Source organism: Flavobacterium sp., assembly GCF_036515215.1.
Classification (GTDB): domain Bacteria; phylum Bacteroidota; class Bacteroidia; order Flavobacteriales; family Flavobacteriaceae; genus Flavobacterium.
The window spans coordinates 1-24,496 of sequence record NZ_DATBVQ010000193.1 but is presented as its reverse complement, the minus strand read 5'-3'; the positions used below and the strand labels follow the sequence as shown (position 1 = coordinate 24,496).

Genomic DNA, 24,496 nt, shown 5'->3' with positions numbered 1-24,496 from the left:
ACAATAAGTGAAATTAAATTGCAATGAATTTATTAATATCGAGCCTTTTTAATCCATATTGTAGCGGATTAAAAAGGCTTTTTAGTAATAAACATTATTTTTCATAAATACCAATGGTCAATTCCCCTTTCGTATTTATCGATGCCCTGTACATACCCGCTGTATTGAATTCCATGGTGATATTGCCCTCCTTGTCCATAGCGACAATTCCGCCGTCACCACCTAGCTTGCTTAGCTTTTTTTGAATCACTTCCTTGGCGGCATTCTCCAGAGATAGTCCTTTGTATTCCATTAAAGCCGAAATATCGTAAGCGACTACATTTCGAATAAAGTACTCTCCCCATCCTGTTGAAGAAACGCCGCAGGTGTTGTTATTGGCATAAGTGCCAGCACCGATAATAGGCGTGTCACCGATGCGACCCCATTTTTTGTTGGTCATTCCGCCTGTAGAGGTTCCTGCAGCCAGATTTCCGTTTTTGTCTAAGGCCACGCAACCCACGGTCCCAAATTTATTGTCTTTGATGAAGGGGTCATAAAAAGAGGTACTACCGGAATTCAGTTCATTTTTTTCCTTTTCTTGCGCTTTGAGTAAAGATTCATATCGATTTTCGGTATAAAAATAGGAAGGATTAACGATCTCGATTCCATTTTCTTTGGCAAAAAACTCGGCACCTTCTCTAGCCAATAATACGTGTTCTGATTTTTCCATTACCGCCCTTGCCAGGCTAATTGGGTTTTTGACAGTAGTTACTCCGGCAACAGCTCCGGCATTCAGCGTTTTACCGTCCATTATAGATGCGTCTAGTTCATTCTTTCCTTGATTAGTGAATACGGCGCCTTTTCCCGCATTGAACAAAGGGGAATCCTCGAGAACGTTGATGGTTTTTTCCACAGCATCTAGGCTAGAACCACCATTCTTAAGGATTGCATAACCCATTTTCACCGCTTCTTCCAGTTTTGACTTGTATTGAGCCTCTAATTCCGGGGACATATTCTTTTTCAGGATGGTACCCGCTCCTCCATGAATAACAATCGCAAAATTCTCACCAGCGGGTGCTTTTACACTTTTGCATTGGACAAACACAAAAATGATTACTAGGAGACAAACGGCGTTTTTCATGGAAGGTTATTTAGGTGGTTTTATTTGTAAATATATAGATAATCTGCTTTTTGCACAAAGTGAATGTATCGATTTCTTAGAAAACAGGAAATGGTTTTTTAAATAGAGAACAAAATCCTATTCAGTTATGATCAGTAATGTTCACTGTAATATTTGCAAATCGAATTAATAGGACATTCAGGACACTTGGGTTGTGGCCGACATATTTCTCTTCCGAGAAAAGAAATGGCCATGCCGATTTCGCCCCATATCTCTTTTGGGAGCACTTGCATCAGTTGTTTTTCGGCTTTGATTCCGTCTTTGGTTTCTGTAATCAAGCCAATTCGAGGTGCTACTCGAATGACATGTAAATCAGCTATTATACCTTCTGCGGGAACCTTGGCTTCGCGCATGATGACATTTGCTGATTTTCGACCGATGCCTTTTAGCGCAACCAGACCGTCCATCGTCAACGGAATATTTTCGTCTTTTTTTAAGGTTTTTGCAATTTCCAACAACCATTTTGCCTTATTGCCAAAATTCCTTACGGTGGAAATGTACGGAATTAATGCCTCTATATTCGATACGGACAGACTTTCCATATTGGGATAAGCATCAAATAACGCGGGTGCGATTTTGTTGATATGGGCATCTGAATCCTGGGCAGATAGCACGACCATCACCAAAAGTTCATATAAATTACGGTGCTCCAACGGATGTTTTCTTCCTTTATATTTCGTTAGAATGGGTTCTAGTTTTTTTGCCCAATCGCTAGAATTTCCAAATAAATCCATTGCGTTATTCTTTAAAGTTAACCGATAACGAATTGACGCAATAACGTTGCCCTGTTTTGGTCGGTCCGTCATCAAATACATGTCCGAGGTGGCTGCCGCAGTTTGCGCAAAGTATCTCCGTGCGTTTCATGCCGTGGGTCAAGTCTGAAACGTATTCTACTTTTCCCGGTATGGATTCATCAAAAGACGGCCAACCGCAATGGGCATCAAACTTAGAGTTGCTTTCAAATAGTGATTCGCTACAAGCACCGCAGCAATATATTCCTTTTTCGTAATGAAGATTGTAGGTTCCCGTATGAGGGCGTTCTGTTCCTTTTTGACGAAGGATTCTATAACGTTCCAAACCCAGTTCCTCTTTCCACTGGTCTTCTGTTTTTTCTACTGGGTATTTCATAGTACGTATTTTTTTGTTAAATGTTTATTAGTTTTTGGTTATGAATTCAATGACTTTTTCAACGACCTCGCGGTTACCTAAAATTTTACGATGCCCTAATCCTTCAGTTAGCATCAGTGTTCCGTTTCGTAAATGTTTGTGTATGTGAATCCCCGCTTTAACTGGGACTTCAGGATCATCTTTATCGTGTACTACCAAAATAGGAATTTCAGTTTCTTTGGCTGCTTCAAAAGCGGAATAATCATTCATTTTTTCTCCATATTTTTTTTCGAAATGCAGTCTTATTCCGGTAGCCAAATTCGGTTGCAGCTCAAGTTTAGCGACAAAATCATCAATGATGTCTTGTACGATATCTCCACTGCCAATGATTGCCGCGCATTTTAACTGAAGCCCTTGTTTGATGGCATTTAATATAGACATTCCACCCAAGGAGTGCCCAACGGCTGCGTCAAACGGACCGTATTGTTTGTCTATTTCCAGGATAGCGGCTATAAAATCGGTCATAATGCCATTATTACCGGGTGATTTTCCGTGGGCAGGTGCATCAAAACTGACCGTTGAATAGCCAAATTTAAGCAATTCATCGGCGATTTTTACTAATTGAGTTCCACGCCCGGACCAACCATGAACCAATAAGATTTTCTTTTCGCATTCGCCATATTCATATACAACTACTTGTTTATTAAGCCTTGGAATATTTATCAGTTTTTGGACACTATTTTGGTCCATTTGTAATTCTCTTTTTGGAATTTTATGTTTTATGGGGGTTGTAAATAATTTAGCGGCGTACAATACGGCCAGTTTTGGAGAAATAAAAGAGATAAACTTACCGCTAAGCAATATAAACTTAGGAATTTTCAATGATTGCGTATGATTGGAAGTTTTTTTTGTCATATCGATAAATTTTTAAGAGTGCTTTTATTTTATTAATTTTTCACTAAATTTAGAAAAACATAAAAGTAGTATAATTAGTAAAATTTCAGCCCCTTAATTGGCAATTACATTTAGGAAAGAATGGCTCCGATAGATTATTGGGTCGCCCAAATAGAATTGTAAATAGTTGATGAAAAATATAATTAATAAATGGAAATATTTCATATAAGTGCAGAGTGTTACCCTGTAGCAAAAGTGGGCGGATTAGCTGATGTTGTTGGAGCTTTACCAAAATACCAAAATAATGCGGGACATCTAGCAAGGGTTGTAATACCTTGTTACGATACAAAGTTTAAAAAAGAGAATGAATTTGATTGCGTCCATTGGGGTACGGTAAAATTAGGGAAATTTAATTTTTCTTTTAGCGTCCTCAAAGAAAGCACCGATAAATTAGGATTTGAACTGTATCTTGTAGAAATTCCGGAACTATTTGACAGGAAGAACGTCTATGGATATGAAGACGATATCGAACGATTTTTGTCTTTCCAAATCGCGACTTTAGATTGGATAATTGGAAGAGCCGGAAAGCCTGATGTAATTAATTGCCATGATCACCATACGGGACTAATTCCTTTTATGATGTTGTATTGCAACAAATATCAAAAATTACGAAACACTCCCTCAATGATTACAATACATAACGGTTTGTATCAAGGGCAATTCGGATTTGATAAATTACATTATTTGCCTGAGTTTGACTTATCTCACGTAAACGTGCTGGAATGGGATAACTGCATCAATTCATTGGCGGTTGGCATAAAATGTGCTTGGGCAGTCACTACGGTTTCCCCAAATTATCTGAACGAAATCAATTATTCCGCCAACGGACTTGAGTCGTTGTTTAATGTCGTTCGTTACAAATCAAAAGGAATATTAAACGGAATCGATACTGAAGTTTGGGATCCTGCAAAGGACAAAATGTTAGAGAAAAATTACTCCGTGGCCAATTTTGAAATAGGCAAACAGCAGAATAAGGAAATACTTTGTGCCCTTTTTAATTTGGACCCAACAAAACCATTATTCAGCTTTATAGGCCGATTGTTGGAAGAAAAGGGAGGGGATTTGTTGCCGCATGCCACCGCGTTGGCGATGTCCGAGAACTACAAGGAAATCAATATTCTGATTCTAGGTTCGGGTAACCCCGAAATTGAAAATCAACTAAATCATTTGTTGCCTGATTATAAGGGGAATTACAATACTTTCATTGGATATAATGAGGAGTTGGCCCATCTAATTTATGCTGGTGCCGATTTTTTACTGATGCCATCAAGGGTCGAGCCTTGCGGATTAAATCAAATGTACTCCTTACGATACGGCACGATTCCAATTGTGCGAAGAACAGGAGGTTTAAAAGACACCGTGATTGATTTTGGAGATAATGGAAACGGCATCTGTCATGATCAAGCTTCGGTAGGAGATATTTGTTATTCAATTCAAAGAGCGATACAGTTATATCAGGATAAAGAAAATTTAAATAAAATTCGAAAGGTAGGAATGCTCACTGACCATTCCTGGGAAAGAGTTTGTCAAGAATATATAGAGGTGTATAATTTAATAATTAACAAGGTATGAAAGCTAAAAAGAAAAATGTAATTGCAATTATTTTGGGAGGAGGTCAAGGATCCAGATTATACCCATTGACCGAAACCAGGTCTAAACCAGCCGTACCGATAGGAGGGAAATATAGATTAGTGGATATCCCAATTTCAAATTGTATGAATTCAGATATCTATAGAATGTTTGTTTTGACACAATTCAATTCGGCTTCATTAAATGCGCATATTAAAAACACCTATAACTTTAGCGTTTTCAGCCATGCCTTTGTTGACATTCTTGCCGCAGAGCAAACCCCTGATAATCCAACTTGGTTTCAAGGGACCGCTGATGCGGTTAGACAATGTATGCCTCATTTTTTAAACCACGATTTTGATTATGCATTAATTCTTTCTGGAGATCAATTGTACCAAATGGATTTCAATGACATGATTGAAGAACATATTAAGAATCAGGCTGATATAACTATAGCCACATTGCCGGTAAATGCGAAGGATGCTCCAGAGTTTGGAATTTTAAAAACAAACAGTGAAAATTATATTGAATCTTTCATTGAAAAACCTGCCAAGGAACTTTTATCAGAATGGAAATCGGATGTTAGCGAGCTGATGAAATACGAGGAGAAGCACTATTTAGCTTCAATGGGAATCTATATTTTCAACAAGGATTTGCTGGTGGATATCATGTCAAATAAGGAAACTAAAGATTTTGGAAAAGAAATTATTCCTCAAGCGGTGGGCCATAAAAAGATATTGAGCTATCAATATGAGGGTTACTGGACAGATATTGGTAATATTGATTCCTTCTTTGAAGCTAATATTGGATTAACGGATGATATACCGAAATTCAATTTGTTTGATAACGACAATAAAATTTACACCAGACCGAGATTGTTGCCTCCCTCAAAATTTCAAAAAACACTTTTAGACAGGTCTTTAATTTCCGAAGGTTGTATTTTAAATGCCAAAGAAATTAATCATTCGGTGATAGGTATCCGTTCGAGAATTGGCGATGGAACGATTATCCAAAATTGTTACATAATGGGAAATGATTTCTATCAGAATTTGGACGATATGAATGCTGACATTAAAAACGACAAAATATTAATTGGTATAGGCGAGAATTGCTTTATCAGCAATGCGATTGTCGATAAGAATTGCAGAATCGGGAATGACGTTTACATCAACGGCGGAAAGCACATGGCGGATTTCTCAAATGAATTGTATGCCATAAAAGACGGGATTGTTGTCATAAAAAAGGGAGCTACGCTGCCGGATAACTATAAGATCAATTAAAGTTTTTAAAGCTGTTTTTTTTAATTAATATTCTATTTTAAAAATTTAGAATTATACAAATACCATATGAGCACAGTTATTTCGCATTCCCTTTTTACTGATTTTGATATTGACTTGTTCAAAGCAGGAAAGCATTACAGATTATATGAAAAGCTTGGTGCGCATTTGATCGAATTAGAGGGTGTAAAGGGCGTTTATTTTGCCGTTTGGGCTCCAACTGCCCGTTCAGTATCTGTTGTGGGGGACTTTAATTTTTGGACACAGGGGGAGCATCAACTTGAAGTACGCTGGGATTCCTCAGGCATCTGGGAAGGTTTTATTCCAAATGTTGAAAAAGGAGCAACCTATAAATATAAAATACAATCGAATAATGACGGAATAATTACCGAAAAAGCAGATCCCTTCGCTTTTTATTGCGAAAAACCTCCCCATACTGCTTCAGTAGTTTGGGATCTCGACTATAAATGGAAGGATACCAAATGGATGAAATCACGTCAGGATCATAATGGATTGGACAAGCCATATTCTGTATATGAAGTGCATTTGGGTTCCTGGAAACGTCATGCTGAGGATAATCGTTTTTTGACTTATCTTGAGTTTGCTGAAGAATTAGTGAATTATGTGAAAGAAACAGGATTTACGCATGTTGAATTTATGCCCATAATGGAGTATCCATACGATCCTTCTTGGGGGTATCAGCTAGTTGGGTATTTTGCGCCGACTTCCCGTTTTGGAAAGCCGCAGGATTTCATGGTATTGGTTGATAAATTGCATCAGGCAGGAATAGGGGTAATCCTAGATTGGGTTCCATCTCATTTTCCGGATGATGCGCATGGACTGGGATTTTTTGACGGATCTAATCTTTTTGAACATCCGGACCGTAAAAAAGGGTACCATCCTGATTGGAAAAGTCTGGTGTTTAATTATGGACGAAATGAAGTTCGTTCCTTTTTAATCAGTAACGCGCTCTTCTGGCTGCAACAGTATCACGCCGACGGACTTCGCGTTGATGCCGTAGCATCAATGTTGTATTTAGATTATTCGCGAGAAGAAGGAGGATGGGAACCTAACATTTATGGGGGAAGGGAAAATCTGGACACTATCAGTTTTTTGAAAGAATTTAATGAAGCGGTTTATTCCAATTTTGATGGTGTACAAACGATTGCCGAAGAAAGTACTTCTTTTCCAATGGTTTCAAGACCAACATCGGTTGGAGGTTTGGGATTTGGAATGAAATGGATGATGGGATGGATGCACGATACATTGGAATATTTTCAAAAAGAAACGGTTTATAGAAAATACCATCAGAATGACCTGACTTTTTCGATGACGTACACGTTTTCCGAGAATTTCATGTTGCCACTGTCCCACGACGAAGTGGTGTATGGGAAAAAATCAATCGCCGGAAGAATGCCGGGCGACGAATGGCAGAAATTTGCGAATTTGCGTTTGCTTTATGGTTATATGTTTACGCATCCGGGAACAAAGCTGTTGTTTATGGGATGTGAATTTGGTCAAAGTTCTGAGTGGAATTTCGAGGAAAGTTTAGACTGGCATTTGTTGCAATATCCGTTTCATGAGGGCATAAAAAAAATAATTACGGATTTAAACGGATTATACAAGAAGCAGCCAGCCCTGTATGAAAAACAATTTAGTCCTGAAGGTTTCGAATGGATCAATTATTCAGATCATCAAAATGCGGTAATCTCCTTTATTCGAAAAGGGGAGAACCCTAAGGACGATGTAGTAGTCGTTTGCAATTTCACGCAAATAGTTCGGGACAATTATAGAATTGGCCTTCCAAGGAAAGGAAAACTTATTGAAATTTTTAATAGTGACGCAAAAATATACGGTGGTAGCGATATAGCGAATCCCGGCAAATTAACGATTGAGGCCTCGCCATATGACGGCAGGGATTACTCGATAGAATTGCAACTGCCTCCGCTGAGCGTTTCTGTTTTTAAGATTTCATAAGATTTCAGAAAAAACTTAACATTATAAACAGTATTGATCCCATAGGTTAATGCTGTTTCTTTTTAGTGAGAACGATTACAACGATTTCGTAAATAAAAGGATTAGTTATAATAGCGAACTGCCTTTTTTGTATTTTTGACACCAGATAAAGCCCTTACTTTTAACAATATATATATTATGATTACAAACACAGAATTAGAATTTAAAGGAGATTTATATCCATCAAAAATAATTTCTTTTGAACATGATGTTGACTCGGTCTATTTTCACACAGACAATAGCGTTATATTAAAAGTTACCGTAATACGAGATAGTTTAATTCGTTTTCGTTATACAACGAAAGGATATTTCAGCAACGATTTTTCGTATGCCATAGACAAAAGTCATTCACACGGTTATAATTTTTTGGAGGTAACAGAAGAAGCTGAATTTTACCGGATACAAACCAGTAAGGTAAAATGTGTGATTCAAAAAACAGACATGAGATTGTCGATCTTAGATTTGAATGAAAATGTCTTGCTCGAAGATGAGTTGGGTTTTCATTGGGAAGAAAGTTATGAGTTTGGAGGCAATATCGTCAAAATGAGCAAAGCTTCAAAGGACGGCGAGTGTTTTTACGGGCTTGGGGATAAAGCGACCCAAATGAATTTGAAGGGGAAAAGGCTGGAGAATTTCGCAACCGACCAATATGCTTTTCAAAAAGACCAAGAACCATTATACAAAGTGGTTCCGTTTTATATAGGATTGCAGAACAAACAGGCATATGGAATTTTCTTCGACAATACCTTTAGGACCTTTTTCGATTTTTGTCACGAGAGAAGAAATGTGACTAGTTTCTGGTCAGAAGGAGGTGAGATGAATTATTATTTCATCTACGGTCCGGAGATGGAAGACGTTGTCACGAGTTACACTGACCTAACAGGAAAACCGGAATTGCCGCCTTTGTGGGCATTGGGATACCATCAATGCAAATGGAGCTATTATCCGGAAAGCAATGTAAAGGAAGTGACTGCGAAATTCAGGGAATTAAAGATTCCGTGCGATGCCATTTATTTGGATATCGATTATATGGAAGGGTTTAGATGCTTTACTTGGAATAAGGAATATTTTCCTGACCCAAAACGGATGGTTGCCGAATTAGCCGAAGATGGCTTCAAAACGGTCGTTATCATTGACCCGGGGATAAAAATTGACAAAGAATATTCAGTATATAAAGAGGCTTTGGAAAAAGATTATTTCTGCAAAAGGGCTGATGGTCCTTACATGAAAGGTAAAGTATGGCCCGGGGAATGCAATTTCCCTGACTATACTAATCCCGAAGTCAGGGAGTGGTGGGCCGGTTTGTTTAAGGAATTGATTTCTGATATCGGCGTTAAAGGGGTTTGGAATGATATGAATGAGCCTGCGGTGATGGAAGTTCCCAACAAAACATTTCCGATGGATGTCCGCCATGACTATGACGGAAACCCTTGCAGTCATAGAAAAGCACATAATATTTACGGGACCCAAATGGCCAGAGCCACCTATCACGGTGTGAAACGTTTTGCATATCCAAAAAGACCTTTCATTATTACAAGGTCAGCTTATGCAGGGGCGCAACGATATTCGTCTTCCTGGACAGGTGATAATGTCGCCACCTGGGAGCATCTGTGGATTGCCAACATACAGGTGCAAAGAATGTCCATTTCCGGGATGGGATTCACTGGTTCCGACATCGGTGGATTTGCCGAACAGCCCTCTGGAGAGCTTTATACACGCTGGATTCAGCTAGGTGTTTTTCATCCTTTTTGTAGAACGCATTCCTCCGGGGACCATGGGGACCAAGAACCGTGGGCATTTGATGAAGAAGTGATTGATATCACAAGGAAATTTATTAATATGCGATACCAGTTATTGCCATATTTGTATACCATGTTTTGGCAGTATATCGAAGAGGGAATTCCCATGCTTAAACCTTTAGTGTACTATGACCAAGCGGATACCCAAACACATTATCGAAATGACGAATTTGTATTTGGAAATCAAATATTAGTATGCCCTATTTTAGAACCTAATGCTCTGGGTAGGAGGATGTATGTCCCACGTGGACAATGGTATAACTATTGGACAAATAATTTGGTCACTGGTGGAAAAGAGATTTGGGTGGACACCAAATACGACGAAATACCAGTTTTTGTAAAAGCGGGTGCAATTATCCCAAAATACCCCGTGCAACAGTATGTGGGAGAATTAGAGTTTGACGAATTGACATTGGACTTATATTACAAGGAGGGCAAAGAGAAGTCAGTAGTGTATGAGGACGCGCAAGACGGCTATGACTATAAAAAAGGAAGATACAGCTTCTTGTCATTTCAAGTTACGGGAAAAGAAAAGGAACTTAACATTCAGTTGCACAAAGAAGGGAAATACGATACTAGTTATTCAAAGTATAAAATCAACCTTATTGGATTGCCATTTAAAGTCAAAAGCATAGAAATTGACAATGAAGAAGTTTCATTTGACAGTGTGGCATTTGAAAACAATAATTATCTGATTGTTGATAAGGAATTTAATGTTTTACACATTACGGGAGAATGATAAAAACAAAAAAAATGAAACAATTGTGTTAAATTCTATAACTTCTAAACGCATCTATAGTTGTATTTTTGTTACTATTAAAATCATAAAATTATGAAAAAACAGTCAATACTATTAGGGATTTGCGCGTTAGGGTTATTATTCTCCTGTGCAACTAATCCGATTACTGGAAAAAAAACATTGAATTTCGTATCCAATAGTGAACTTTTCCCTTCGTCATTTCAACAATATGGCACCTTCTTGAAAGAAAACAAAGTGATTTCTGGCACCGCCGACGCCAATAGGGTTGAAAAAGTAGGGGCTAAAATAAAATTAGCCGCCGAGAAATACGTGGCTTACGTTGGACAACCGGAATACCTAAAGGACTACCGTTGGGAATACAAATTAGTTGAAAGTAAAGATGCCAATGCCTGGTGTATGCCAGGAGGGAAAATTGTTGTGTACTCAGGACTATTACCTATAACCAAAGATGAAGCAGGTCTGGCCACAGTTATTGGGCATGAAGTGTCCCACGCTATAGCCAATCACGGTGCGCAACGTATGAGCGCCACCCAACTTCAAGGTCTTGGGGCCGTTGGAGTAGCGGTTGCAACAGGCGGAAAAAGCCAAGAAACACAACAAACATGGCAACAAATTTATGGTGTCGGTTCACAAGTGGGGGTGATGCTGCCTTATAGCAGAAATCATGAAACCGAGGCTGATAAAATTGGATTGACCCTTATGGCAATTGCAGGATATAATCCTGACGAGGCTATTACTTTTTGGATGAGAATGTCGGCCAATTCGCAAGGTCAGGCACCACCACCTTTTTTAAGTTCGCATCCATCTGACGCAAATAGGATTGCTGAGTTAAAAAAATTAATTCCGGAGGCGAAAGCCACTGCGGCAAAATTTGGAATGATATATAAATAGTATTTAATCCAACAGCATACAACAGGAAAGCCAATTCATTCGAATTGGCTTTTTTGTTTTAAATAATCGATATGTATTTAATGTTTCTACTATTTATTGCGTTTGTTTCATAAAAATAAATAAATTCGTATAAAACTAAGAGATATGATAGCGTTACAAAAAGGGGACAAGAAATTAATAAATGCTTGGGCTTTTTACGACTGGGCCAATTCTGTTTACAGTCTGGTTATTGCTACGGCAGTATTCCCTATATATTATGAATCCGTGACGAGCGGAAATAGTGGAATTGTTCATTTTCTTGGAGCAGAATTTAACAATTCTTCTTTATTGTCATATTCGTTGTCCTTCTCGTTTTTGATTGTCGCTTTAATGTCGCCCATTTTATCGGGTATCGCCGATTACACTGGAAACAAGAAGCGATTCATGCAATTTTTTTGTTATTTGGGTTCGCTCTCCGTGATGGGGTTGTTCTTTTTTAAGGGTCAGGACACATTATGGATAGGAATACTTTGTACCGTGCTGGCAAGTATAGGATTTTGGGGAAGTATCGTTTTTTATAATTCTTATTTGCCTGAAATTGCGTTTCCCGAACAGCACGATAGGGTAAGTGCAAAAGGATTTATGTACGGATATTTTGGGTCTGTTATATTGTTGGCTTTTAATTTGACAATGGTAATGAAACCCGAATGGTACGGCATTTTGGACGCATCCCTGCCGGCACGTATATCCTTTCTTTCCGTCGGTATCTGGTGGATTAGTTTTGCCCAAGTCACTTTTCATTATTTGCCCAACAATGTCTATTACAAGAAACCCGAAAAAGACTTTATATTTAAAGGGTTGAGGGAGCTGAAGGTTGTTTCGAAAAGTTTAAAAAAATTGACCCATTTGAAACAGTTTTTAACAGCATTTTTCCTATATAGCATTGGTGTGCAGACGATCATTTTGTTGGCAGGCATTTATGGAAAAAAAGAATTGGGGATAGCTACCAGTCAATTAATTATTACAATTCTGGTTATTCAGCTCGTTGCCATATTTGGGGCTTACTTGTTTTCAAGGATATCTGAAAAAATAGGAAACATAAAAACTTTGAAACTAACCATCTCCATTTGGGGTTTTATATGCTTCGCCGCTTATTTATTGGATCCGAATAATAAATATATTGATATCCAATTTTATGCACTTGGGGGCGTTATAGGAATGGTACTGGGGGCGATACAGTCCTTGTCACGATCCACGTATTCTAAACTGTTGCCCGAAACGGAAGATCACGCCACTTATTTCAGCTTCTTTGATGTCACCGAAAAAATTGCAATCGTCTTGGGAACTTTTATTTTTGGCTTTGTGGGTTCCGTTACCAATTCCATGCGTAATTCCATTTTCATATTGGCCATTTTTTTCCTTTTGGGGTACATTGTATTAAGTTTCATGAAAAAATCTGAAGATCACGTTCATTAGTTTTCAAATTCCTATTTGCAGTATTTTTACTGGTAAAATGACCGATAGTTATCTTTTGGCATAATGATTGTCGTTTTTAACGACTTAATGAACAAAGAGTGATAGAAGCCATTTTATTGATATTTAAAGTGCTGAAACGCTATATTTGTTCATGAACTCAAATTTTTTAATGACAAAAAGACTTATATATAATTATGTCAAATCATAAAATACTTACATTAGACAATCTGTCACTTCAGGAATACGATTCAGAAGCTGAATTAATACCATTATTGACTCCTGAAGACGAAGAAGAAATGATTAATGAGGAATTACCGGACTCATTGCCGATTTTGCCTTTGCGCAATATGGTTTTGTTTCCGGGTGTGGTAATTCCCATTACCGCCGGTCGCGATAAATCAATTAAATTGATTAATGACGCAAATGCGGCAGGAAAAATAATTGGCGTTGTTGCACAGAAAGATGAGCAGGATGAAGATCCCACCAAGGATGATATCCATAATATTGGAACTGTTGCCAGAATCTTAAGGGTTTTAAAAATGCCTGACGGGAACACTACGGTTATCCTTCAAGGTAAAAAGCGTTTTGAAATTGACTCTGTAGTTTCTGAAGACCCTTATATTACAGCAAGTATAAAGGATTTTCAAGAAAGCAGACCCGAAAGCAAGGACACTGAGTTCTTGGCTATCTTGGAGTCTATCAAAGAATTGGCTATCCAAATAATAAAAGAAAGCCCGAACATTCCAAGCGAGGCTACATTTGCCATCAAAAATATAGAAAGCCAATCTTTCCTGATTAATTTTGTTACCTCTAACATGAATTTGTCTGTTAAAGAAAAACAAGATTTATTGGCTATCAATGATTTAAAAGACAGGGCTTTAGAAACTCTTCGTTATATGAATATTGAGTTGCAAAAACTCGAATTAAAAAATGACATCCAATCCAAAGTTCGTTTTGATTTAGATCAACAACAAAGAGAATATTTTCTTCAACAGCAGATGAAAACGATCCAAGAGGAATTGGGTGGTTCTTCACAAGAAGAAGAAATGGACGAAATGTTGCTTAAATCGAAGTCTAAGAAATGGGATGAAAAAACCAAAAAGCATTTCGAAAAGGAGTTGTCAAAAATGCGCCGCATGAATCCGCAGGCACCTGATTTTGGAATTCAAAGAAATTACTTGGAGCTGTTTTTAGAATTGCCTTGGAATGAATATTCAAAAGACAATTTTGACCTAAAACGAGCCCAAAAAATTCTGGACCGAGATCATTTCGGATTAGAAGACGTTAAGAAAAGAATGATTGAGCATTTGGCAGTATTGAAATTGCGCAATGACATGAAATCGCCTATCATTTGTTTGACAGGACCTCCAGGAGTGGGTAAAACTTCCATAGGAAAATCCGTCGCCGAAGCTTTGGGAAGGGAATATGTACGTATTTCTCTCGGTGGTTTGCGTGATGAGGCAGAAATTAGAGGGCACAGGAAAACCTATATTGGCGCCATGCCAGGAAGAATAGTGCAAAGTTTAAAAAAGGCAGGGACATCAAATCCAGTATTCGTATTGGATGAAATTGATAAATTGTCGGTAAGTAGTCAAGGCGATCCCTCGTCAGCTTTATTGGAAGTGTTGGATCCGGAACAAAACAATTCTTTTTACGACAATTTCCTCGAGATGGGATACGATTTGTCGAAAGTCATGTTTATTGCCACTTCAAACACAATGTCTTCGATTCAGCCTGCATTGAGAGACAGAATGGAAATTATAAAAATGTCAGGATACACTATTGAAGAAAAAGTGGAGATTGCCCGCCAACATTTGTTGCCTAGACAGTTGAAAGAACACGGTTTGACAGCTAAGGATTTGACCATTGGAAAGAAGCAATTGGAAAAAATTGTCGAAGGATATACTCGTGAATCCGGCGTACGTGGTTTAGAAGCAAAAATAGCACAAGTGATACGGAATGCAGCAAAGTCAGTTGCAATGGAAGAGGAGTACAACAAAAAAGTGACCGATGCGGATATAGTTAGAGTACTTGGCGTACCGAGATTGGAAAGGGATAAATATGAGAGCAATGACGTTGCAGGTGTTGTCACGGGACTGGCTTGGACCAGTGTGGGTGGGGATATTCTTTTCATAGAATCTCTAATTTCTCCGGGAAAAGGAAATATGACCATTACCGGTAATTTAGGTACGGTAATGAAAGAATCCGCTACAATAGCATTGGAATATATTAAAGCAAACGCGCAACTACTGGGCTTAAATCCGGATATGATATCCAAATACAATATTCATTTGCACGTTCCGGAAGGGGCAACCCCAAAAGATGGACCAAGTGCAGGTATCGCGATGCTGACTTCTTTGGTGTCGGTTTTCTCCCAAAAGAGAGTGAAGAAAAACATAGCCATGACCGGCGAAATTACCTTAAGGGGTAAAGTATTGCCTGTGGGTGGAATAAAGGAAAAGATTTTGGCGGCGAAGCGTGCCAATATTAAAGAGATTATCCTGTGTCACGAAAATAAAAGTGACATCGACGAGATAAAACCGGAATATATTGAAGGTCTAACTTTTCATTACGTAAAAGAAATGAGCGAGGTTTTGAAAATTGCGATTACCGATCAGAAGGTCAAGAATGCCAAAATATTGTAAGTAATCATTTTACTTCTCTTTTATAAATTCCAAAACTATTACTTAAGGCAATTAAGTGATGGTTTTGGAATTTTATTTATTTGCTATTTGAAAATTTATAATGGGTATTTGTACTATTATAATTTTATCTTAGCATCGGCGTTTTATTTCATGAAAACAGAGACCAAAGTATGTTCAAAAAAATTTTATTATCCTTGTCATTAATTATTTGCACTGTCTCGTACAGCCAAATAGGAGGCAAGTATACTTATCAGTTTTTGAATTTGGTCACCTCCCCCAGACAGGCGGCGTTAGGGGGGAAGACGATAACTATTTATGATGATGACGTGAATCAGGTTAATTTTAATCCTGCAACGATAAACGTAGATATGGATAACCATTTGGCCTTAAATTACGGTAATTATTTCAATGAAGTGTCCTATGGTACGGCTTCTTACGCTTATACTTATGACCGCCATTTGCAGACTTTTCAGGCTGGAGTTAATTATGTGAGCTACGGTAAATTTGAAGGTTATGATGAAAACGGCCAGTTTACAAGTGAATTTACGGGAAGCGAAATAGCAATTTCTTTGGGATATGCGTACAACATACCAAATACGACAATTCACATAGGGGCAAATGCAAAACTGATTTCTTCCTCACTTGAAAGTTATTCTTCTTTAGGTGGGGCGGTTGATCTTGGTGCCATTTTTATCGACGAAAGGAATGATGTTAATTGGGGTCTGGTGATACGGAATATAGGTACGCAATTCACGACCTATTCGGATGTGCACGAGAAATTGCCGATGGAAATATTACTGGGGGTTTCGCAGGAATTGGAACATGTTCCATTACGTTGGCATCTTACGTTGGAGAATTTGCAGCAATGGAATATTGCCTTTTCGAATCCTGAAAGGGCCGAATCATCGATTGACGGAAATTCAAATGAAGAGAAGGTTTCGTTTACAAATAACGCCTTGCGCCATGTCATTTTTGGGGTGGAATTATTCCCCAAGAAATCATTTAACCTCCGATTGGGATATAATTTCAGAAGGGCAGAGGAATTGCGGATTCTTGAACAGCGCAATTTCTCGGGAGTTTCACTAGGTTTCGGATTAAAAATGAATAAATTGAAATTTAATTATTCGTATTCGCGTTATACTTTAGCGGGCAATACGAGTCTGTTTGGGTTAACGATTAATTTTCAATAGCAGTTTGTAAATGAAAGAGAAACGGATTTATTCCGTCAAGACTATTTAATGTAAATGACAAATGAGTACTAATTTAAAGGCAAATAAAGAGATGAGAGCACTACTTATAATACTAGTTTTTTTTGGATTTGTTTTTTCGGGTTTTTCTGTAAAGAAAGAGTACAATTCCGCAGAAGAAAAGCTAGCCATTCACATAAATGAAGTGAAAAAAGTTGTAAACGCAAATTCAATCTACAACAAAGAATTAGCTTTTTTTATTGACATGGGTATTCAGTCAGGTAAATACCGTTTTTTTGTTTATAACTTGAAAACGAATAGAATTATCGATGAAGGCCTTGTTACGCACGGCTTTGGATCAGAAAAGAGGTCAAACGGGCATATGACTTTCAGTAATGTCGATAAGTCATTGTGCACGTCATTAGGGAATTATTCCATAGGGAATTCTTATTTGGGATCTTATGGGAAAGCCTACAAATTAAATGGATTGGACAAATCGAACAGCAATGCATTCGCAAGGAACATAGTTTTGCATAAAATGAGCTCGATTCCGGACCAGGAGCAAAACGGCCCCATAGAGAAAAGCTTTGGTTGTCCAGCCGTTAACGAAAAGTATTTTGAAAGACTGGCGAGTATAATAGACCATTCAAATTCGAATATTATTATGAGTATTTACTACTGAAAACAGTAATAATTAAAAAATATTTTTATAAAAAGACATAAAACAAATAGAGATTTTCAGAACATTAAAATTATAAAATTGAAAAAAATTACCATCGCCATTGACGGATTTTCATCTACAGGAAAAAGCACCTTGGCAAAACAACTAGCGAACCATTTAGGATATGTTTATGTCGATACCGGAGCCATGTATCGCGCCATTGCATTGTTTGCAATGCAGAATGGTTATATAAACAACGAATTTTTTGACAAAGAATCGTTAATAAGCAGTTTGCCGTTTATAAAATTACAGTTTAAATTTAATTCCGATTTGGGTTTTGCCGAAATGTATTTGAATGATGTAAATGTCGAAAAGGAAATCAGAACCATCGAAGTATCCAGTTTCGTCAGCAAAGTGGCCGAAATATCCGAAGTGCGTGCCAAATTAGTCGAACAGCAAAAAGAAATGGGCAAGGACAAAGGAGTCGTTATGGATGGCAGAGACATTGGGACCGTCGTTTTTCCTGATGCGGAACTAAAAATATTTATGACCGCAAGCGCGGCTACCAGGGCGCAAAGGCGTTATGACGAGTTGATGCAAAAAGGAGATAACGTAAGCTTTGAGGAAGTTTTGAAAAACGTGGAAGAACGAGACTATATTGATACCCATAGGGATAACTCCCCATTGGTAAAAGCAGCAGATGCCATAGAAATTGACAATTCACATCTTAGCCGAGAAGAACAGTTTGAGTTTGTTCTGGGCCTGATAAATGAGGTAACAGAAACAAACTAATCTTTGTATATCTCAATTTAAATATTAGATTTACGGCTTGTTAATTTTCAAAAATAAATAATTCAGTTTATGGGCATTAAAAATAGGTTGACGGTAATGAGTTTTCTTCAATTTTTTGTTTGGGGAGCGTGGTTGATTACCGTTGGAAATTATTGGTTTGGAACAAAAGGATGGAGTGGTGCCGAATTCGGAGCGGTTTTTTCAACGCTTGGGATTTCTTCAATAATAATGCCCGCACTAATAGGGATAGTAGCCGATAGATGGATTAACGCCGAAAAATTGTACGGAATACTGCATATTTTAAGTGGTTTGGCTATTTTTTATATACCGCAGGTGGATAGCCCAACCCTTTTTTATTGGGTTATATTTCTGGCTATGATGTTTTATATGCCCACAATTTCTCTGTCAAATTCAGTGGCTTATAATATATTGAAAAACAATGATTTTGATGTTGTAAAGGTTTTTCCGCCAATTAGGGTGTGGGGTACAATTGGTTTTATTGCTGCCATGTGGATGACTAATTTATCTGGAAACAAGGCATCAGTTAATATGTTTTATATTTCCGGATTTGCGTCTTTAGTATTGGGGATTTATTCTTTTACATTACCGAAATGTCCATCACAAAAGGCGACCGTTAAAAATGCGACTTTAGTGCAAAAATTAGGTCTTGATGCCTTCAAGTTATTTGCATCTTATAAAATGGCTTTGTTTTTTGTTTTTTCGATGTTTTTGGGAGGTGCATTGCAACTTACAAACATGTATGGGGACACTTTCTTGTCAGAATTTGCAAACACGCCAATGTATGCGGACTCTTTTGTGGCCAAATATTCTACGATAATTATGTCAATATCCCAGGTTTCGGAAACCTTATTTATATTGGCGATTCCTTTTTTCTTGAAAAGATTTGGGATTAAACAAGTGATGCTGATCTCGATGTTTGCCTGGGTGCTTCGTTTTGGCTTGTTTGCCTACGGAAACCCTGCGGACGGTTTATGGATGATTATCATGTCGTGCGTTGTCTACGGTATGGCGTTCGATTTCTTTAATATTTCAGGTTCCTTATTTATCGAAACCACCACTGACTTCAGAATTCGTTCCAGTGCACAAGGATTGTTTATGATGATGTCTAATGGTTTTGGTGCCTTCTTTGGAGGGATTATAAGCGGTATTGTCATCGATAATTTTTTCACCCATGACGGTGTTAGGGACTGGCATAATATTTGGCTTTCGTTTGCGGGCTACGCTTTAATTATTGCAATCGCTTTTGCGGTTTTGTTTAAGCACAAGCATTATTCCGAGGATGTTGTCAGTGTAAGTCATTAATATTTAATTAAAGACCCGATTCCTATAAAATGGCATCGGGTCTTTTTGTTTATTGTTGCGCTACAAATTAGGCCGATAAGCACGGTTGAGGCTATCTAGCCCCGATAGAGGCGATATCCTCGAAGTGCAACGGAGAGATAAAGGCGAAAGCGGGTGCAATCCTTGCAAAAAGGCGCGAATGATTCGCTTCTGATAATCAATAACTTACAATTTACGAGTTATTTGTTTTCATCTTAAAATAAACTTGACAATTAGATTTAGATGTATTACCTTTGCAGTCCTTTAGGTGAATAAGAGTTTCCTTTAGGGCTCAACTAATTGTACAAACAACTTCTGTTGTTTTCTATCACTTCATGAAACTCGAGAGGATACAGAATACAAATTTTTTATCAGCATGTCTGAACAAGTAAAATCACAAGAAGAGTTTTTAGCAAATTTTAACTGGCACAACTTTGAAGAAGGTATCGATGCAGTTGATCAAAAAAACTTAAAAGAATTCGAAGAATTAGTTTCAAAAACATTTATTTCTACTGATCAAGAAGAAGTAGTTGACGGAACAGTTGTAAGAATTACAGATAGAGACGTTATCGTTGATATCAACGCAAAATCGGAAGGTGTTATTTCATTGAACGAATTCCGTTACAACCCAAACTTAAAAGTAGGTGATACTGTTGAAGTATTAATCGACATCCGTGAGGACAAAACTGGTCAACTGGTTTTATCTCACAGAAAAGCTCGTACTATCAAATCTTGGGATAGAGTTATTTCGGCTAACGAAACAGGAGAAATCGTTAATGGTTTTGTGAAATGCAGAACTAAAGGTGGTATGATCGTTGACGTTTTCGGAATTGAAGCGTTTTTACCAGGATCTCAAATTGACGTTAAGCCAATTAGAGATTACGATGTATACGTAAACAAAACAATGGAATTCAAAGTTGTGAAAATCAACCACGAATTTAAAAACGTTGTGGTATCTCATAAAGCGCTTATTGAAGCGGATATTGAAGTACAGAAAAAAGAAATCATCGGTCAATTACAAAAAGGACAAGTATTAGAAGGTGTTGTTAAAAACATTACTTCTTATGGTGTCTTTATTGACTTAGGTGGAGTAGATGGATTGATTCACATTACTGACCTTTCTTGGTCAAGAATTAACCACCCATCTGAAGTTCTTGAATTAGACCAAAAACTAAACGTTGTAATCCTTGATTTCGATGATGAGAAAACAAGAATTCAATTAGGATTGAAACAATTGAACGCTCACCCTTGGGATGCTCTTGACGCTAAATTAGCGATTGGAGACAAAGTAAAAGGTAAAGTAGTTGTGATCGCTGATTACGGTGCTTTCATCGAAGTTGCTGAAGGTGTTGAAGGTTTGATCCACGTTTCTGAAATGTCATGGTCTACTCATTTACGTTCTGCACAAGATTTCGTAAAAGTAGGTGATATTGTTGAAGCTCAAATTTTAACATTAGACAGAGATGACCGTAAAATGTCATTAGGTATCAAACAATTGTCTCAAGACCCTTGGACTGATATCACTTCTAAATATCCTGTAGGTTCTAAACATTCAGGTATCGTTAGAAACTTTACAAACTTTGGTATTTTCGTAGAACTTGAAGAAGGTATCGACGGATTGATTTATATCTCAGACCTTTCTTGGACTAAGAAAATCAAACACCCATCAGAATTTGTTAATGTTGGAGAAAAACTGGATGTAGTAGTATTAGAATTAGATGTTGAAGGACGTAAATTATCTTTAGGTCACAAACAAACTACTGCTAATCCTTGGGATCAGTATGAAGATTCTTTCGCTGTTGGAACTGTCCACACAGGTGAGATTTCTGAAATTGTTGACAAAGGAGCTACTGTAGAATTTGGAGATGATATCGTTGCTTTCATTCCTACTCGTCACCTTGAAAAAGAAGACGGTAAGAAATTGAAAAAAGGAGAATCTGCTGATTTCAAAGTAATCGAATTTAACAAAGAATTCAAAAGAGTTGTTGCCTCTCACACTGCTATCTTCCGTGAAGAAGAAGAGAAAAATGTGAAAGCTGCCACTTCTAACAGTTCTGCAACATCTACAAATGCAGCAGCCGCTACTTTAGGTGACGGTAATGATGTACTTGCAGCATTGAAAGCTAAAATGGAAAAGACAGAGAAAAAATAATTCTCCATCTTTCTTATAATAGTAAAGCCCCACAGTAATGTGGGGCTTTTTTTTGTTTACCGTTTTTCTTCCATTCCTGAAAATCGCGTTCTGCATAAAGCCGATTTTTTCAATTATCTTTTTAAAAGGTTAGTTTTTTTTAAACCAAACCTTCTTTCTCACCGTAAATGCTTTTATATAACTTAAATAAAACAGATTTATGAAAACTAGAAAATTTTTATCAGTAGTATTATTCGCATTGGCATTTGGAACAACATCTTTCGCGCAAAAAATAGTAAAGGTTGGTGGAGCTGCCATGTATCCTTCTAAAAACATCATCGAGAACGCGATTAACTCTAAAGATCATACAACATTAGTGGCAGCAGTAAAAGCGGCAGACCTGGTTGAAACGTTACAAAGCAAAGGACCGTTCACCGTTTTTGCCCCAACAAATGAAGCATTCGAAAAATTACCGATGGGAACAGTAGAAACCTTATTGAAGCCAGAAAATAAAAAAATGTTGCAAACGATTCTAACTTACCACGTAGTTGCCGGTAAAATGAATTCTGGTGACATTGCAAAAGCAATCAAAATGGGAAATGGGAAAGTCATATTGAAAACAGTGAGTGGAGCAACATTAACCGCTTGGATGAAAGGAAAGAAACTGTACATCACCGATGAAAATGGAGGGACGTCACAAGTTACAATTGCCGACGTAAACCAGTCAAACGGCGTGATTCATGTAGTTAACGCAGTTTTATTGCCAAAACAATAGTTTAAGAGGTTGGTTTGTTTGTTGATTGAAAAGTCCCGTACGTGTACGGGACTTTTTTTATGCAAAAATCCCAATTCTAATTTTAGAAATGGGATTTTTGTGTTTATTGTATCGTGTATTTATCTTAAACTGGCTCCAAGCTCCGTTTCAAAGTTCTTTTGCAATTTACCCATGATTTTGTCGATTTGGGCATCAGTTAAGGTTTTTGCACTGTCCTGAATAATAAAACTGATGGCATACGATTTTTTACCTTCGGGCAAATTCTCGCCCTCATACACATCAAACAGGTTGATCCTTTTTAGCAGGCTTTTCTCTGTTTGTCTCGCAATGGCGTAAATGTTGTCATAAGTTACGTTTTGGTCGATCAGCAGGGCTAAATCTCTACGAACTTCAGGGTATTTAGGGATATCAGTAAATTTTATTTTGCTTGATATCGCTTTTATGATAATGTCCCAATTGAAATCGGCATAAAAAACTTCCTGTTTGATTCCGAAATGTTTCAAGATTGATTTCTTAACCACTCCAAATTCAACCAATGCGTTATGACCTGTTCCTATCGCAATTCCTTCTGAAAAGACGTCCGACGTCACTGGACTATTTTGTGTTTTTTGTATTCCAAAACGAGCGAGCACGGCATCTACATATCCTTTGAACATGAAGAAATCCGAAGGCTTTTGAGCAGTTGTCCAGCTTTCTTTGTTTCTGTTTCCAGAAACCAATAAAGTCAAATGTTTGTGTTCTTCGAACCCAGAAAGAAACTTATGGTATGATTTTCCGAATTCAAATAATTTCAAATCAGAATTTTTGCGATTGATATTATAGGATATTGCTTCTAGTCCTGAAAACAATAGGGATTGTCGCATCGTCGCTAAATCGTTACTCAAAGGATTTAGCATCGTAACGTTGTGTTCTTCCTTTAGATTGTCAGAGAGCTTCACGTACGAGGATGTTGTCAATGAGTTAGCCATCATTTCGTGAAAGCCTTGTGAGTTCAACTGCGTGGCAACTATATTTTGCAGTTTGTAATCTTCGTTTCTCGGAGAGTTTGAAATCGTGGCATTCAGTTTTTTAGAAAAGCTGATATTATTGTATCCATAAACTCTCAAGATTTCTTCAATAACGTCTATTTCTCTTTGCACATCAACGCGGTAGGAGGGAATGGTTAAACCCAATCCGTATTCTGAAACACTGTTTACTTTAATGTCTAGCGACACTAAAATTTGCTTGATCGTGTCTTTTGGAATTTCCTGGCCTATAATTTTTGCAGCATTTGCAAAATTTAGAAACACTGAAAAATCTTCAATTTTCTTTTGGTAAACGTCACTCACGTCAGAAGTAATTTCTCCGCCAGCCACTTCTTGAATTAATAGTGCTGCACGTTTTAACACGTATGCGGTCATTGTTGGGTCGATTCCTCTTTCAAAGCGGAAAGAAGCGTCTGTGTTCAATTGGTGTCTTTTTGCCGTTTTTCTTATGCTTACAGGGTTAAAGTAAGCGCTTTCCAAGAAGATGGAAGTGGTATGTTCTGAAACTCCAGAATTTTTACCCCCAAATACTCCTGCGATACATAACGGACCCTTTTCGTCACAAATCATCAAATCTTCCTCATGCAAAGTACGCTCGACATCGTCAAGTGTAGTGAATTTGGTTCCTGATGGAAGTGTTTTCACTATGATCTTTCCGTTTATTTTAGAAGCGTCAAAGGCATGTAAAGGCTGTCCCAAGTCATGCAAAACGTAATTGGTGACATCGACAATATTATTTTTTGGAGTCAATCCAATTGCTTTTAGTTTATCCTGCAACCATTTTGGCGAAGGTTTTACGGTAATATTGGAAATAGTTACGCCACAATATCTTGGAGCTAATTGAGTCTCCTCAATAACGGTGTCTATTTTAAGAGTTCTCATGTCGACTCTGAAATTACTCACTGAAGGGGTAATGAATTCAACATTTACGCCACTTTGCAGTAAACCTGCT

The 24,496-nt window shown here is 37.7% G+C and carries 18 protein-coding genes; 13 read left to right on the top strand and 5 right to left on the bottom strand.

Annotation, left to right across the window (positions count from 1 at the left end):
* Positions 1-94 precede the first annotated feature (94 nt).
* The 4 genes from VIH09_RS13370 to VIH09_RS13355 form a co-directional block, all read right to left on the bottom strand.
* Positions 95-1,120 carry an isoaspartyl peptidase/L-asparaginase gene (locus tag VIH09_RS13370; protein ID WP_331581815.1) on the bottom strand — a complete coding sequence of 342 codons (1,026 nt, stop codon included), beginning with the start codon at positions 1,118-1,120 and terminating at the stop codon, positions 95-97.
* 131 nt (positions 1,121-1,251) lie between these two features.
* Entirely contained in the window at positions 1,252-1,893 is a 642-nt protein-coding gene (locus VIH09_RS13365; RefSeq protein WP_331581813.1) for an endonuclease III, read from the bottom strand.
* 4 nt (positions 1,894-1,897) lie between these two features.
* Positions 1,898-2,287 carry a peptide-methionine (R)-S-oxide reductase MsrB gene (gene msrB, locus VIH09_RS13360; RefSeq protein WP_331581812.1) on the bottom strand — a complete coding sequence of 130 codons (390 nt, stop codon included), beginning with the start codon at positions 2,285-2,287 and terminating at the stop codon, positions 1,898-1,900.
* 27 nt (positions 2,288-2,314) lie between these two features.
* On the bottom strand, positions 2,315-3,181 hold the full coding sequence (locus tag VIH09_RS13355; RefSeq protein WP_331581811.1) for an alpha/beta hydrolase: 867 nt from the start codon (positions 3,179-3,181) through the stop codon (positions 2,315-2,317).
* 189 nt (positions 3,182-3,370) lie between these two features.
* Between VIH09_RS13355 and VIH09_RS13350 the strand changes: the two genes are divergently transcribed.
* The 13 genes from VIH09_RS13350 (at position 3,371) to VIH09_RS13290 (ending at position 22,519) form a co-directional block, all read left to right on the top strand.
* Positions 3,371-4,792, top strand: coding sequence for a glycogen synthase (locus tag VIH09_RS13350; RefSeq protein ID WP_331581810.1), 1,422 nt, complete (start codon positions 3,371-3,373; stop codon positions 4,790-4,792).
* Positions 4,789-6,069, top strand: a complete 1,281-nt coding sequence (locus VIH09_RS13345) for a glucose-1-phosphate adenylyltransferase (RefSeq protein ID WP_331581809.1) — start codon at positions 4,789-4,791, stop codon at positions 6,067-6,069. Before VIH09_RS13350 ends, VIH09_RS13345 begins: the two co-directional genes overlap by 4 nt.
* Before the next feature lie 66 nt (positions 6,070-6,135).
* Positions 6,136-8,043: a 1,4-alpha-glucan branching protein GlgB gene (gene glgB / locus VIH09_RS13340; protein WP_331581808.1), complete on the top strand. Its 1,908-nt coding sequence runs from the start codon at positions 6,136-6,138 to the stop codon at positions 8,041-8,043.
* A gap of 177 nt (positions 8,044-8,220) precedes the next feature.
* Positions 8,221-10,620 carry a glycoside hydrolase family 31 protein gene (locus VIH09_RS13335; protein ID WP_331581807.1) on the top strand — a complete coding sequence of 800 codons (2,400 nt, stop codon included), beginning with the start codon at positions 8,221-8,223 and terminating at the stop codon, positions 10,618-10,620.
* Between the two features lie 93 nt (positions 10,621-10,713).
* A complete protein-coding gene (locus tag VIH09_RS13330) occupies positions 10,714-11,532 on the top strand; it encodes a M48 family metallopeptidase (protein WP_331581806.1) in 819 nt (272 codons plus the stop codon).
* A gap of 144 nt (positions 11,533-11,676) precedes the next feature.
* Positions 11,677-12,987 carry an MFS transporter gene (locus VIH09_RS13325; RefSeq protein WP_331581805.1) on the top strand — a complete coding sequence of 437 codons (1,311 nt, stop codon included), beginning with the start codon at positions 11,677-11,679 and terminating at the stop codon, positions 12,985-12,987.
* 194 nt (positions 12,988-13,181) lie between these two features.
* Positions 13,182-15,632, top strand: coding sequence for an endopeptidase La (lon, locus tag VIH09_RS13320; protein ID WP_331581804.1), 2,451 nt, complete (start codon positions 13,182-13,184; stop codon positions 15,630-15,632).
* A 170-nt stretch (positions 15,633-15,802) separates the two neighbouring features.
* Positions 15,803-16,822, top strand: a complete 1,020-nt coding sequence (gene porQ, locus VIH09_RS13315; RefSeq protein ID WP_331581803.1) for a type IX secretion system protein PorQ — start codon at positions 15,803-15,805, stop codon at positions 16,820-16,822.
* Between the two features lie 61 nt (positions 16,823-16,883).
* Positions 16,884-17,501 carry a murein L,D-transpeptidase catalytic domain-containing protein gene (locus VIH09_RS13310; protein WP_331581802.1) on the top strand — a complete coding sequence of 206 codons (618 nt, stop codon included), beginning with the start codon at positions 16,884-16,886 and terminating at the stop codon, positions 17,499-17,501.
* A 78-nt stretch (positions 17,502-17,579) separates the two neighbouring features.
* Entirely contained in the window at positions 17,580-18,272 is a 693-nt protein-coding gene (gene cmk / locus VIH09_RS13305; RefSeq protein WP_331581801.1) for a (d)CMP kinase, read from the top strand.
* A gap of 69 nt (positions 18,273-18,341) precedes the next feature.
* Positions 18,342-19,595 carry a nucleoside permease gene (locus tag VIH09_RS13300; protein ID WP_331581800.1) on the top strand — a complete coding sequence of 418 codons (1,254 nt, stop codon included), beginning with the start codon at positions 18,342-18,344 and terminating at the stop codon, positions 19,593-19,595.
* Positions 19,596-19,989: 394 nt separating this feature from the next.
* Positions 19,990-21,765, top strand: coding sequence for a 30S ribosomal protein S1 (gene rpsA / locus VIH09_RS13295; protein WP_331581799.1), 1,776 nt, complete (start codon positions 19,990-19,992; stop codon positions 21,763-21,765).
* Positions 21,766-21,964: 199 nt separating this feature from the next.
* Positions 21,965-22,519 carry a fasciclin domain-containing protein gene (locus VIH09_RS13290; protein WP_331581798.1) on the top strand — a complete coding sequence of 185 codons (555 nt, stop codon included), beginning with the start codon at positions 21,965-21,967 and terminating at the stop codon, positions 22,517-22,519.
* A 119-nt stretch (positions 22,520-22,638) separates the two neighbouring features.
* Here VIH09_RS13290 and pheT read toward each other — a convergent pair.
* A partial coding sequence (pheT, locus tag VIH09_RS13285; protein WP_331581797.1) for a phenylalanine--tRNA ligase subunit beta occupies positions 22,639-24,496 on the bottom strand: 1,858 nt, incomplete at its 5' end.

Excerpts from the sequence above, each read along its gene's own strand:
- VIH09_RS13370 (WP_331581815.1), bottom strand. The coding sequence starts at position 1,120 with ATGAAAAACGCCGTTTGTCTCCTAGTAATCATTTTTGTGTTTGTCCAA.
- VIH09_RS13365 (WP_331581813.1), bottom strand. The coding sequence starts at position 1,893 with ATGGATTTATTTGGAAATTCTAGCGATTGGGCAAAAAAACTAGAACCC.
- msrB (WP_331581812.1), bottom strand. The coding sequence starts at position 2,287 with ATGAAATACCCAGTAGAAAAAACAGAAGACCAGTGGAAAGAGGAACTG.
- VIH09_RS13355 (WP_331581811.1), bottom strand. The coding sequence starts at position 3,181 with ATGACAAAAAAAACTTCCAATCATACGCAATCATTGAAAATTCCTAAG.
- VIH09_RS13350 (WP_331581810.1), top strand. The coding sequence starts at position 3,371 with ATGGAAATATTTCATATAAGTGCAGAGTGTTACCCTGTAGCAAAAGTG.
- VIH09_RS13345 (WP_331581809.1), top strand. The coding sequence starts at position 4,789 with ATGAAAGCTAAAAAGAAAAATGTAATTGCAATTATTTTGGGAGGAGGT.
- glgB (WP_331581808.1), top strand. The coding sequence starts at position 6,136 with ATGAGCACAGTTATTTCGCATTCCCTTTTTACTGATTTTGATATTGAC.
- VIH09_RS13335 (WP_331581807.1), top strand. The coding sequence starts at position 8,221 with ATGATTACAAACACAGAATTAGAATTTAAAGGAGATTTATATCCATCA.
- VIH09_RS13330 (WP_331581806.1), top strand. The coding sequence starts at position 10,714 with ATGAAAAAACAGTCAATACTATTAGGGATTTGCGCGTTAGGGTTATTA.
- VIH09_RS13325 (WP_331581805.1), top strand. The coding sequence starts at position 11,677 with ATGATAGCGTTACAAAAAGGGGACAAGAAATTAATAAATGCTTGGGCT.
- lon (WP_331581804.1), top strand. The coding sequence starts at position 13,182 with ATGTCAAATCATAAAATACTTACATTAGACAATCTGTCACTTCAGGAA.
- porQ (WP_331581803.1), top strand. The coding sequence starts at position 15,803 with ATGTTCAAAAAAATTTTATTATCCTTGTCATTAATTATTTGCACTGTC.
- VIH09_RS13310 (WP_331581802.1), top strand. The coding sequence starts at position 16,884 with ATGAGTACTAATTTAAAGGCAAATAAAGAGATGAGAGCACTACTTATA.
- VIH09_RS13300 (WP_331581800.1), top strand. The coding sequence starts at position 18,342 with ATGGGCATTAAAAATAGGTTGACGGTAATGAGTTTTCTTCAATTTTTT.
- rpsA (WP_331581799.1), top strand. The coding sequence starts at position 19,990 with ATGTCTGAACAAGTAAAATCACAAGAAGAGTTTTTAGCAAATTTTAAC.
- VIH09_RS13290 (WP_331581798.1), top strand. The coding sequence starts at position 21,965 with ATGAAAACTAGAAAATTTTTATCAGTAGTATTATTCGCATTGGCATTT.